The 12061-nt window shown below is 69.9% G+C and carries 10 protein-coding genes; 3 read left to right on the forward strand and 7 right to left on the reverse strand.

The window, feature by feature from the left end; translation table 11 throughout:
* Positions 1-2: 2 nt before the first annotated feature.
* Both EWM63_RS22395 and EWM63_RS22400 read right to left on the reverse strand, forming a co-directional pair.
* Positions 3-560, reverse strand: a complete 558-nt coding sequence (locus EWM63_RS22395; RefSeq protein ID WP_130188509.1) for a flavin reductase family protein — start codon at positions 558-560, stop codon at positions 3-5.
* Positions 561-765: 205 nt separating this feature from the next.
* Positions 766-1611 carry a pirin family protein gene (locus EWM63_RS22400; protein WP_130188510.1) on the reverse strand — a complete coding sequence of 282 codons (846 nt, stop codon included), beginning with the start codon at positions 1609-1611 and terminating at the stop codon, positions 766-768.
* A gap of 104 nt (positions 1612-1715) precedes the next feature.
* Here EWM63_RS22400 and EWM63_RS22405 point away from each other — a divergent pair, with 104 nt between their 5' ends.
* Positions 1716-2627: a LysR family transcriptional regulator gene (locus tag EWM63_RS22405; protein ID WP_130188511.1), complete on the forward strand. Its 912-nt coding sequence runs from the start codon at positions 1716-1718 to the stop codon at positions 2625-2627.
* A 4-nt stretch (positions 2628-2631) separates the two neighbouring features.
* Here EWM63_RS22405 and EWM63_RS22410 read toward each other — a convergent pair whose 3' ends face one another.
* Positions 2632-3561, reverse strand: a complete 930-nt coding sequence (locus EWM63_RS22410) for a LysR family transcriptional regulator (protein ID WP_130188512.1) — start codon at positions 3559-3561, stop codon at positions 2632-2634.
* Positions 3562-3676: 115 nt separating this feature from the next.
* Positions 3677-4657 (reverse strand): aldo/keto reductase, encoded by a 981-nt coding sequence (locus EWM63_RS22415; RefSeq protein ID WP_130188513.1) that lies wholly within the window; start codon positions 4655-4657, stop codon positions 3677-3679.
* 201 nt (positions 4658-4858) lie between these two features.
* On the opposite strand from EWM63_RS22415, the gene EWM63_RS22420 reads away from it, so the two are divergent.
* Positions 4859-5506, forward strand: coding sequence for a helix-turn-helix domain-containing protein (locus tag EWM63_RS22420; RefSeq protein ID WP_130188514.1), 648 nt, complete (start codon positions 4859-4861; stop codon positions 5504-5506).
* A gap of 107 nt (positions 5507-5613) precedes the next feature.
* Positions 5614-6753, forward strand: coding sequence for an NAD(P)/FAD-dependent oxidoreductase (locus EWM63_RS22425; RefSeq protein WP_130188515.1), 1140 nt, complete (start codon positions 5614-5616; stop codon positions 6751-6753).
* Between the two features lie 38 nt (positions 6754-6791).
* On the opposite strand, the gene EWM63_RS22430 is transcribed toward EWM63_RS22425, so the two are convergent.
* Genes EWM63_RS22430 through EWM63_RS22440 form a run of 3 tightly spaced genes read right to left on the reverse strand, consistent with a single transcriptional unit; the run spans position 6792 to position 11865 of the window.
* Positions 6792-8087: an MFS transporter gene (locus EWM63_RS22430; protein WP_130188516.1), complete on the reverse strand. Its 1296-nt coding sequence runs from the start codon at positions 8085-8087 to the stop codon at positions 6792-6794.
* A gap of 7 nt (positions 8088-8094) precedes the next feature.
* Positions 8095-9603, reverse strand: coding sequence for a M81 family metallopeptidase (locus EWM63_RS22435; RefSeq protein WP_130188517.1), 1509 nt, complete (start codon positions 9601-9603; stop codon positions 8095-8097).
* Positions 9604-11865, reverse strand: coding sequence for a TonB-dependent receptor (locus EWM63_RS22440; protein WP_165390890.1), 2262 nt, complete (start codon positions 11863-11865; stop codon positions 9604-9606).
* Between the last annotated feature and the right edge of the window lie 196 nt (positions 11866-12061).

Raw genomic sequence — 12061 nt, forward strand, 5'->3', positions numbered from 1 at the left:
GCTCACTTGTCCATCAGGTAGCGCCAGCGCGTCATGTGGCGGCCCATGTCGACGGTGTCGCCGTCGACGATGAACCGGCCATCGCCCGCATGGTGGATCAGGCGCCGCTCGGCGCGCGTGTCGTCGATACGGATGCGCGTCACTTCGAGGATGAACATGCTGTAGCGATCCACCATCGATGCATCGGCGACGCGGCACTCCAGGTTCGCCAGGCACTCGCGAATCAACGGCGCCGCCACCGTCCTGGCGCGCTGCGCGGTCAAGCCGAACCCGGCGAACTTGTCGACATCGACACCGGAGCAGTTGCCGATCTTCGTCACCACCTCGGCCAGGTCCACGGTCGGCACGGCAAGCACGCATTCGCCGGTTTCCTGCAAGGTCTCGAAGCTGTGGTCCCACGGGCCGATCACGCAGGCCACCAGCGGTGGCTCGTGCTGCAGCATCATGTGAAAACCCAGCGTCATCACATTGTGCTGCTCGTCATTGCCGGTCGAGACCAGCAATATCGGCCCGGACTCCAGTAGGCGATAGGCGGTCGAAGGGGGAAGGTCCTTGTACATGGCTGTTCTCCGCATGCGTTGGTGAGCCGCCATGGTGCCGCCTTCGCGCGGCACGGTCAGTCGTGTGCTTGCGGGAACTGTCGGGGATTTGCTGCCTGTCGGGCGACAGGTGCCGGCCAGCGCCAGTGGGCGTGGAACGGCGATGAGACGCGCCGCCCGAAGGCGGCGCGGCTTGTTTGCCGTCCGGCGATGCGACCGGAAGGACTTACATCGCGCCAGCGGCCCGCAGCTCCGCACCGATGCGGGCAATCTCCGCTTCGCCCCGGACCAGCGCCGCGTGGCTGGTATGCACCGAGTAGTAGCCCGTCACCAGCTCGTGCGGGTGTTTCGGCGCCGAACCCAGTACGAAGTCGGTTGCGCCCCGCGCGGTGAACACCAGTTCCCCGCCGCCTTCCTCGAGCACGGCCACTTCCCGTTCCAGCGTGGTGCCCGCCGTGTCGACGGCGCCGCGGCCGACCGCGACCCAGGCCACGTCATGGCCCGCCGGCGGCTGGTAGCGCCATGTCTCGCCGTCGCGCAGCGTTACGTGCAGGTAGTTGATCGGGGCACGCGGGCGGATCGCGCTGCTCGCCGTGCCGTACTGCCCGATCACCACGCGCGCCGGCCCATCCGACTGCACGTGTTCCGGGGCCAGGTAGATGCTCTGGGTCGGGCCGTTCTCGTCTTCGGGGGGCAGCGCAAGCCACAGCTGGAAGCCCGTCACGCCGCCGCCATCGGCCGGCCCGCCCTCGTGCCACACACCGCCGCCGGCACGCATCCATTCGATGCCGCCGACGGGCAGCACGCCGCGGCTGCCGGTGGTTTCGCGGTACTCGAGCGCGCCGTCGAGGATCACCGTCACGGTCGCGATGCCGGAGTGCGGGTGCATGCCCATCTTGTGGCGCGACGATTCGAGCTCGAACAGGTCGACGAAGACAAAAGGCTTGATCAGTTCGCCCAGGTCGCCGGGGCTGACGAAACGGGTCACGCCGCCGCGGCCACGGCCGCGCGTACGGTGGACGATGCCGCGTTCGGCGGTGGCTGGATAAGCAATATCGACACGTGCATTCATGATGGATCTCCTGGTAGGTGTGAAGAAGTGGAGCCATCGTAGGCGTCGACAATCGATCTGGATAGCCGATATAATTCGATACATTCAATCCAAGGAGTAGATGGATGCTGGACGCATTGTCGCTGGACCAGTTGCGCACTTTTATCGCCGCCGCGGAAGAGGGCAGCTTTTCGGCCGCCGGCCGGCGCCTGCGCCGGGCCCAGTCGGTGGTCAGCCACACGCTGGCCAACCTGGAGCTGCAGGTGGGCTTCGCGCTGTTCGAGCGCACCGGGCGCTATCCGGTGCTGACGGAGCAGGGCCGGGCGCTGCTGGAAGGCGCGCGTGCCGCGGTGGGCAGCATGGATGCGTTCAAGGCGCGCGCCCGCACGCTCGCCGAGGGGCTGGAGCCGGAGCTGGCGGTGGCGGTGGACGTCATGTTCCCGATCGCCACGCTTACGGCGGCCGTGCAGGCATTCCAGCAGCAGTTCCCGTCTACCCCGCTGCGCCTGCATGTGGAGGCGCTGGGCGCCGTCGTTCAGCCGCTGCTCGCGGGCCAGTGCCGCATCGCCATCATCGGTTCCCTGCCGGACGTGCCGGCCGACTGCGTGTCGCAATACCTGCTCGAGGTAGGCGCCGTCACCGTAGTGGCGCCACAGCATCCGCTGGCGCGGGTCAAGGGTGTCGTATTGCGCGAGGCCGCCGGGCAGCACGTGCAGCTGGTGCTGACGGACCGCTCGGTGCTGACCGAGGGCCGCAATTTCGGTGTGCTGTCTGCCAGGACCTGGCGGCTGGCCGACCTGGGTGCCAAGCACGCGTTCCTGCGCGCGGGGCTCGGCTGGGGCCACATGCCGCTGCACATGGTCGAAGGCGACCTGCGCGACGGCACGCTGGTGCGCATCGCGCTCGAGACCAGTCCCACTGTGGGGCCGGGCTTTTCGATGCACGCGATCCACCGCAAGGACCTGCCGCCGGGGCCGGCGGGACGCTGGTTCGTCGAACGGCTGAAGGACAGCCGGCCGGGGCAGAACCAGTCGTAACGGTTCAGCCGCGCGGTGGTCCGGGCGGCAGCGTGTACGGGCTGGCGCGGAACAGCTCGATCATCCAGTCGACGAACACCCGCACGCGCGCGCTCAGGTGGCGGTTGGCCGGGTAGACGATGCAGATCGGCACATTCGGGCCGCGCCAGCCTTCCAGCACGGGCACCAGGGCGCCGCTGTCGACGTGGCGGCCGGAAATGAACGCGGGCGCGTACATGATGCCCAGGCCGGCCAGCGCGGCCGACAGCAGCGCGCCGCTCTCGTTCACGGAGACGAAGTGCCGCCCCTTCACCTCCACCGTTTCCTCGCCGCGCGCCAGCATGACCTGCTGCGCGCGGTTCGAACCGGCGTACACGTAGCGGATCATCGTGTGGTCCTGTTCCAGGTCGGCGGGGTGGGCGGGCATGCCGTGCGCTGCCAGGTAGGCCGGGCTGGCGCAGGCCACCTGCGGCAGGCTGCCCAGCTGGCGCGCGATCAGCGAGGGATCGGTGACGGTGCCGGCGCGGATCACGCAATCGACCCGTTCGCCCACCAGGTCCACGGGCCGGTCGCTGGCGCCGATGTCGATCTGCACGTCCGGATAGCGGGCATGGAACGCCGCCAGCGACGGGATCAGCAGCAGCGAGGCGATCGTGGTGCCCATGTCCACGCGCAGGCGTCCACGCGGATGGCTGCGGGCGCGCGCCAGCTCGTCTTCGACCTCGTCCCATTCCTCCACCAGCCGCACCATGCGCTCGTAATACGCCGTGCCGTCGCTGGTGGGCGAGACACGCCGCGTGGTGCGGTTCAGCAGCTTGATGCGCAGGTGCGCCTCGAGCTGCTGCACCAGCTTGGTGACGGTGTTGCGCGGCAGTTGCAGCGTGTCGGCGGCGCGGGCGAAGCTGCCCGTTTCCACGACGCGCAGGAAGGTGCGGACGGCAGTGAGGTTATCCATCGGGTGGGTGGGTTCCTGGCGATCGTGATTGGCGTGAGCGCGATTATGGTGGGGATCGGCCGCGCCGGCAACGCCGGCGCTTCGATGGACTGTTGCCGCGCCGGCCCCTGCCGGCTCAGGCGTCCAGCCCCTTCATGCCTTCCTCGCTGTAGCGCTGGCCCGCCGCCATCCCCTGCGGCAGCGCAGCACCGATCGCCGCCACCTCGGCCGGCGTCAACACCACGTCGACGGCGCCCAGGTTCTCGCGCAGGTAGGCCTCGCGCTTGGTGCCGGGAATCGGGATCACGTGCTCGCCCTGGGCCAGCAGCCAGGCCAGCGCCAGCTGGGCCGGCGTGCAGCCCTTGTCCGCCGCGAGCCGGCGCACCGTGTCGGCGATCTTCAGGTTTGCCCGCAGGTTGTCGCCCGTGAAGCGCGGGTTGAAGCTGCGGAAATCGTCCGGCGCCAGCTGCGTGGCGCTGTCGAATTTCCCGGTCAGGAAACCGCGGCCCAGCGGACTGTAGGCGCAAAAGGCCGTGCCCAGCGCCGCGCAGGCGGCCAGCAGCCCGTCCTCGGGATCGCGCGTCCACAGCGAATACTCGCTCTGCACCGCGGCGATCGGGTGCACGGCAGCGGCGCGGCGCAGCGTGGCCGGCGTCACTTCGCACAGGCCGATGGCGCGCACCTTGCCCGCGTCGACCAGGCCGGCCAGCGTGCCGATCGTTTCCTCCAGCGACGCGCCCGGATCGATGCGGTGCACGTAATACAGGTCGATCGTGTCGGTGCCCAACCGCGAAAGCGAGCCCTCGACGGCCTGGCGGATATAGGCCGGCGAGTTGTCGATGCGCCGCTCGTACCTGCCCGCTTCGCGCACGATGCCGAACTTGGTGGCGACCCGCACGTTGCCGCGGCGGCCGGCCAGGAAGTGGCCCAGCAGGCGCTCGTTGTCGCCGTTGCCGTACGATTCGGCCGTGTCGAACAGCGTGACGCCGGCGTCGTACGCCGCTTCCAGCGTGCGCAGCGACTGCGCCTCGTCGGTGGCGCCATAGAACTCGGACATGCCCATGCAGCCCAGGCCCAGCGCGGCAACGCGCATGTTTGCGATGGTGCGGTATTTCATGTGGTCCTCCCGTTGGTGTGGATGGGCCCATCATGGGCCGGGCCGTCTTCGGTGTCCGGCGGCCCGTTGCGGCGGCTGTCGGAATTTTGCTGCCGGCGCAACCGCACGGATTTCCACGTTTGAAAAAGCGGTTTTCCGATCCCGCAAATTTCCATGCCGTCTATGGTATCGTTGGATTTTCCATCGCAGAAGAAAACTCTGATGAGCAAGAGTACGAACCCAGCCAGCCCTGCCAGCCCGGCTGGCGAGCTCGGCAAATCGCTGCGCGAGCTGCGCAAGCAGCGCGGCATGACGCTGAGCGAAGCCAGCGAGCGCGCCGGCCTGCCGGTGTCCACGCTGTCCAAGATCGAGAACAACCGCATGTCGGTCAGCTACGACAAGATGCTGCGCATCTCGCGCGCGCTGGGCGTGGACATCGGCCAGCTGTTCTCCCCGGAACCGTCGGTCGCGCCGCCGGCCGGGCCCGCGCCCAGCGGGCGGCGCAGCATCACGCGCGCCGGCAGCGGCTATGCGATCGAAACATCGAACTACGCGCACCTGTATCCGGCGGCGGACCTGCTGAACAAGCGCATCGTGCCCATCATCGCCGACATCCGCGCGCGCACGCTGAAGGAGTTCGGCGAACTGATCCGCCATCCCGGCGAGGAATACGCCTATGTACTGGAAGGCACCGTGGAACTCCACACGGAACTGTATGCGCCCGTGCGGCTGGCGCAGGGCGATTCGATCTACTTCGACAGCGGCATGGGCCATGCCTACCTGGCCGTCGGCGACGGTGCCTGCCGGGTGTTGTCGATCTGCTCGGGCGATGCCGAACACCTGATCGAATCGCGTCCCGACCTCCTGTAAATACACGCTCCAGATGCCGGGCAGGCACGCCGTGCTTGCCAGCGGATGCCCGCGTACCCTATATTTCAAATATGGAAAAACTTTCTTAATTTGAAAATGGAGGTGCAATGCAGGCTCGCAGCGATTTCCTCGTCATCGGCGGCGGCATCGCCGGCGCCTCGGCCGCCTGGTGGCTGTCCCGCACGGCGCGTGTCACGGTGCTGGAACTGGAAAGCCAGCCGGGCTATCACAGCACCGGGCGTTCCGCCGCGCTGTACATGGCCAGCTATGGCCCGCCACAGGTGCGCGCGCTGACGCTGGCCAGCCGGCCGTTCTTCGACGCGCCGCCGCCCGGCTTCGCCGAACACCCGCTGCTGACGCCGCGCGGTGCGCTGCTGTTCGCGCACGAGGGCGGTGAATCGGCACTGGCTGCGCACGAGGCGCTGGTGCGCTCCGTGTCGGCCAGGGCGCGGCGGCTCACCCCGGCCGAGACGCTGGCGCTGGTGCCCGTGCTGCGGCCGGAAGGGCTGCTCGGCGCCATCCTCGAAGACGATGCGGCGGACATCGACGTCGATGCGCTGCTGCAGGGCTTCCTGCGCGGCGTGCGCGCGCGGGGCGGCCAGGTCGTGTGCGGGGCCGGCGTGCAGGCGCTGCGCCGCACCGGCGGCGAGTGGTGCGTGCAGACCGGTGCCGGCGAGTTCCGCGCACCGGTCGTCGTCAACGCCGCCGGTGCCTGGGCGGACGCGGTCGGCGCCATGGCCGGCGCCGCCCCCATCGGCCTCGTGCCCAAGCGCCGCTCGGCCCTGCTGTTCGCGGCCCCGGAGGGGATGGCGACGGGCGGCTGGCCGATGTTCATGGACGCCGCACACGCGTTTTATGTGAAGCCGGACGCGGGCTTGCTGCTCGGCTCCCCGTTCAACGCCGATCCGGTGGTCGCGCACGACGTGCAGGCGGAAGAACTCGACATCGCCATCGCGATCGACGCCATCGAGCGGATGACGACATTGACCGTGCGGCGTCCCCGGCACGTCTGGGCGGGCTTGCGCTCGTTTGTCGCCGACGGCGAATGCGTGATCGGCCACGATCCGCTGGTGCCCGGCTTCGTGTGGGCGGCGGGGCAGGGCGGCTATGGCATCCAGACGGCGCCGGCGGCGGGCGAACTGTGCGCCGCGCTGGCGCTGGGCGATGCGGTACCGGGCTCGCTGGCCGGGGTCGACCCGGCCGCCGTCGGCCCCGCGCGCCGGGGGCTGGCTGTGGTGCGGGGCTGAAAATTGGGAGAAAATACGGCTAAAAAACGGGGCGCCGGTCAGTCCGGCCGGCGCCCCGCGGCGCGCATCGCCAGCAGGAACGCCAGCGTGCCGCAGACGCTGGTGACCACGCCGACCACGGCCAGCGGCACGGCGATATCGTCCGGCGCGCCGAGCAGGCCGGCACTGACGCTGACGACGGACGGTGCCACGCCATAGCTCATCAGCAGTGCCACCGCATTGATCAGGCTGATCGACATGCCGCGCAACTCGTTCGGCACGAGCACGGCCACCGCCGCCGTCGAGGCGATACCGGTGATCGCGCCGGCTGTCAGCAGCAGCGCGAACAGCGCCGCGAACGCGGTGGTGCTGGGCATCAGGGGGAAGAAGGCCGCGGGAATCGACAGTGCCGCGCCGGCGATGGTGCCGATCAGGATGCCGCTGCGTCCCCGCGCACGCTGGCCGATGTCGGCCAGGTAGCCGCCGATCGCTGTACCGATGATGCCGGAACCGAGGAACACGGCGCTCATCCACGCGCCGAAGTCGGCCGGCTGCTGGTGGAACACGCGCGTCAGCACCGGCACGGCCCAGATGCTGGCCGCCGCATCGGCCATGCCGATCGTCGTCATGCCGACCACCATCGGGATCATCAGCCGGCGATACGTCCACAGCTCCCGCAGGGCGGCGCGCACGTCGCCGGCGACGGCCGTGCCTTCTTCGCGCCTTGGCGGCTCGCGCAGCGCCAGCAGGGCCAGGCCCGCCAGCGCCATCACGGCCGCGAAGCTGAGCTGGACCAGGCGCCATGGCGTCAGCCCCGCGCTTTGCGCCGCGGCCGGCAGCACCCCGGGCAGCCACCCCAGCAGCACGCCCACCAGCAGGAACGTGGCGGCGGCGCCGCAGGCCTGGCCGAGGCCGAGCAGCATCAGCGTGCGGCCGCGCGTGCCGGCGTCGGACAGGTCGGAAGCCAGCGACACGGCCGCCGTCACGGCCGCGGCGACCGAGGCGCCGACCAGCATGCGGGCGGCGAACATCATCGCGAAGCCGTGCGCGAAGGCGGTCAGCGCGCTGCCGGCGGCGCAGGCCAGGGCGGCCACCACGAGCAGGCGCGAGCGGTTGGTCGAATCGACTAGCCGGCCCAGCGGCACGGACAGCAGGGCGAGCGGAATGGCCAGCGCCAGCCCCTGGATCAGGCCGATCTCGTTGTCGCTGATGCCCAGGTCCGCGCGCACCAGTTCCTGCAGAGGGCTGAGCACGACCTTGGCGGCGGTGCCCATGAACAGCGTGAGCGCGAGCAGGCCGATCGAGACGTGCGTCAGGTTGACGGCGGGCCGGCGTTGCAGAACGGTGGCTTGCATGGTGGTCCTATCGGTTGTGCTGGTTGGGCGGGTTGGCCAGAATGGGCAGGTCGCCCAGGTCCGGGTCCAGCGGCCAGATCGGCCGTGCGATCGCGCGGTAGGGAATGCCGGCGATGTCGACGCTGAGCGTGCCGGGCGTGTCGCAGTACACGGTGGCGGCCGCGATGGGGTCGAAGCCGGCGCGGAAATGCTGGGTCGACTTGACGACGACGAGGCGACGTGCGCGCACGTCGATACCCAGTTCGGTGAAGCACTCGGGCGAGAACACCTGCTGGCGCACCGTGTTCAGCACGATGTCGATGCCGGCCGCGCGGATCGCCACGGCCAGGCCGAGGGCGTCGCTGCCCTTGCCGCCCAGGCCCGGCTGGCGCGCGTCGCCGCGCACGCACAGCACCTCGGCCTCGACGTCCACCGGTGCGCCCGAGCGGGGCCCTACCTTGCCGCCGATCCGCAGCGGCAGCCGGGCGCCCGCGCCGGCATCGGCGGCAATGGCGGCGGCCTGCGGATCCCAGATCATGCCCAGCGCGGCGTTGTCGATGCCGCGGTCGAGCAGCGCGCGCAGCACGAATGTGCTGTCGCCGGCAGCGCCGCCGCCCGGGTTGTCGGCGCCGTCGGCCAGCACCACCGGCCTGCAGGCGCCATCGATGGCCAGCGCGGCATCGAGCGCCTCGTCCAGCGGCAGGCGGGCCGCGGCGGCGCCGCGCAGGCCGAACATCTCGCCTGCGAGCCGGGCCGCCAGTTCCTCCGCGGCCTGCGCGGCGGACGCGTCGTGCGCCACCAGCACGGCCGCCCCGGTGTCCACGGCATCGGACCACGGGAAGCCGTGCATCGCCGACACCGAGCGGATGCCGGGCTGCCGCTCCGCCTCCTGCAGGCGCCGCACGAAGGCGCGCATCGGCCCTTCGGTGGTGCCGAACAGGCCGAGCATCGGCACGCGGCGCATCAGCATGCGCGGCGCCGGCGCGCCGGCGGCCATCGCCGCCAGCAAGGCATACAGCTCGGCGCTGCGCTCGGCATAGTCGGTGTGCGGGTATTCCTTGCAGGCGACCAGCAGCGCGCCGCTGCCGAGCATGGCCGGCGTCACGTTGCCGTGCAGGTCGAGCAGGGCGCCCACCGGCATCGCGGGCCCGGCCTGCGCCCGCACGTGGCGCAGCAGGTCGCCTTCGCAATCGGTATAGCCGTCCGCCATCATCGCGCCATGCAGCACCAGCAGCACCGCATCGACGGGGCCGGCGGCGCGCAGTTCGGCCAGCAGCTCGTCGCGCAGGCCCTCGTAGACATCGCGCGCCACCGGGCCGGCGGGCTGGGCCCAGGCGCACATGCCGGCCACCACCTCGTCGCCGCGCGCGGCCGCCACGGCCAGCAGGTCGGCATAGCCGGCAAAACCGCGCGCCTTGTCGCGGGCGGCGTCGTCGCCCGGCAGGTAGAGGATATCGTCGCGGAACGAACGCAGCGTGGTCGGCAGCGGCGAAAAGCTGTTGGTCTCGTGGGCAAAGGCGGCAAGGAAGACGCGCATTCAGAACTCCCGCGTCAGCATCACGCCGGCCGTGCGCGGGCGCTGCACCGTCATGTTCACGGGCGCGCCGTAGGGCACGAAGCCGGTGCCGCCGGCCAGCTGGGCGCGGCGGTCGAGCAGGTTGTTTACGTACACGCTGGCCGTGGTCGCGCCGAACGTCATGCCTGCCTGCAGGTTCACCATCGCGTACGACGGCAGCACGTAGTTGGGCAGCGTCGGGTTCTCGTCGAAGCCGGCATTGCGCTTGCCGACGTAGCGGGCGTCGAAGCCGGCGTACGCGGGCCGACCCGCCAGCTCGCCGCTGTAGCGGGTCCCGACGCTGGCCGAGACACGCGCGGTATTGGGCAGGCGCGCGCCGTTCCGTGCCAGGCCGGGGGCGTCCTCGGACAGGCGGGCGTCGATCCACGTCAGTGCGCCAGTCAACTGCCAGTTGGCGGCGGGCCGGTACTGCAGGTTCAGTTCCGCGCCCTGGATATGCGCCTTGCCCGCGTTGACGATCACGTTGATGCCGTTGACGGCGTAGAACTGCTGGATGTCGTCCCAGCGGATGTCGTACACGGCCGCCTCCACGCCCAGCTTCCGGCCGAGCAGGTCGGCCTTGTAGCCCAGTTCATAGCTCCACAGCTCGTCGTGGTCGAAGGTGGGCGGCGCGGCGGTGGCGCCGGTCTGGAAATCCTTCAGCACCGCGTTCGGGCCGCCCGGCCGGTAGCCGCTCGCGGCCCGCACATACACGTTGCTGGTGGCATCCAGCGCGTAGCGCGCCGTGGCCATGTACGTCGTGCTGGTGTCCTTCGACGCCGACACGATGTCGGTCGCCTCGCCCATCAGCATGCCGGAGGCGCGCTGGTGGTAGTCCTGCTCGTTGCGGGCCACGCGCAGGCCGGCCGTCAGCGCCAGGCGCGCGGTGGCGTTCCACGTCACGTCGCCATAGGCGGCCAGCTCGCGGTATTCGCTGGGCACGCTGGCCCGCAGCAGGTCCGGTCCCGGCGCGGCGGCGGTACCGGCCAGCGTGGAGCCGACCAGCTGCTCGTTGCCGCCGCGCTGGTCGTCGTAGAACAGGCCGGCCAGCCATTCGACCGTGCGGCGCGCCGGCGACGTGAGGCGGAATTCCTGCGTCCACTTGCGCACCTGCGTGGACTGGTGCACGCCCACGCCCGCCAGGTCCAGTCCCAGCGGCGCCAGCAGCGGCGCGTACACGCCCGTATAGTCCAGGCGCAGGTCGATATCGTTGGTCTGCCGGGCCGTGATCGCGTTCAGCCGCGCCCAGCCGAAGTCGTACTCGATATCGGCGGCGGCGATGCGCACCTTGATGTCGTAAGGCTCGCGCAGCGCGGCGTGCCGGGTCGGCTCGCGCCCCGAGGGGCGGCCCGTGGCGGCGTCGTAGTCCACGTAATCGGTACTGTCGCGCCGCGTGTTCTGGGCGGTGGCCGTCAGGCGCACCTTCAGCTTGTCGCCGGGCTCCACCAGCACCGACACGCGGGCGCCGCTGTTGCGCCCGCCGTTGATATTGGCGCCGGCCGCCGGCCCCGTTGCATCGATGTAGCCGCCGGATTTGTCATTGAACGCCGCCACGCGCAGCGCCGCCACGTTCTCGCGCAGCGGCACGTTCAGCACGATGTTCTCCGTGTGGCCGGGCCGGCCGCCCCGGGTGGCGCTGAAGCCGATGGCGGCCTTGCCAGAAAATTCGCGGGGGTTCGGCTCGTTCGTCACGTACTTCAGCAGGCCACCCATGGCGCCGGCGCCGTACAGCGTGCCTTGCGGTCCGCGCAGCAGCTCGATGTGGTGCAGGTCCAGCAAGGCCATGTCGAGCGAGGTGACGGAACCCAGCGCGAAAGGCGTGCTGGAACCATAGGCCACGTCATCGATGTAGGTACCCACCGTGGCGATGGTCTGGTCGCCGGTGGACACGCCACGGATGCTGATGCTGCCGAAACCGGCGCCGCCGCCGTTCTTCACGTCCACGCCCGGCTGGTTGGCCAGGTAGTCGCTCAGCATCTTCGCGCCCGCCTGCTCGAGCTGCTCGGCCCGCAGCATGTCGACCTGCATCGGGACTTCCCGCGCCGGTTCGCGGCGGCGGTTCGCGGAAACGGTGACGACCTGTGGTTCTGCGGCGGGCGCCATTGCGGACGCTTCCACCGTTTGCGCCGTGGCGGCGCCGGCAAGGGCGAAGGGGACCAGCGTGAAGGGGATCAGGGCAAGGGGGCGCAAGACGGGGCCGGAGTGGCGCGCGGCGCGGGGACGGAAACAGGCGGCTGCGTTCATCGAAGTCCTTGAAAACGGAGAAGGTTGCAATGGAGCGTATTCCCGGTTTTCTGACATGTCAATTTTTATTTCTAATATCGAAAAATGTGCTTGCCGGAGACTTCAAGAATGACACCGTGGTGCAAGGACGCTGGGCCTACACTCTATTTTTTCGTATTTGTAAAAATTTTCTAATTCAGATAAAGTGGGTTGGAAA

The organism is Pseudoduganella lutea, assembly GCF_004209755.1.
Taxonomy (GTDB): domain Bacteria; phylum Pseudomonadota; class Gammaproteobacteria; order Burkholderiales; family Burkholderiaceae_D; genus Rugamonas; species Rugamonas lutea.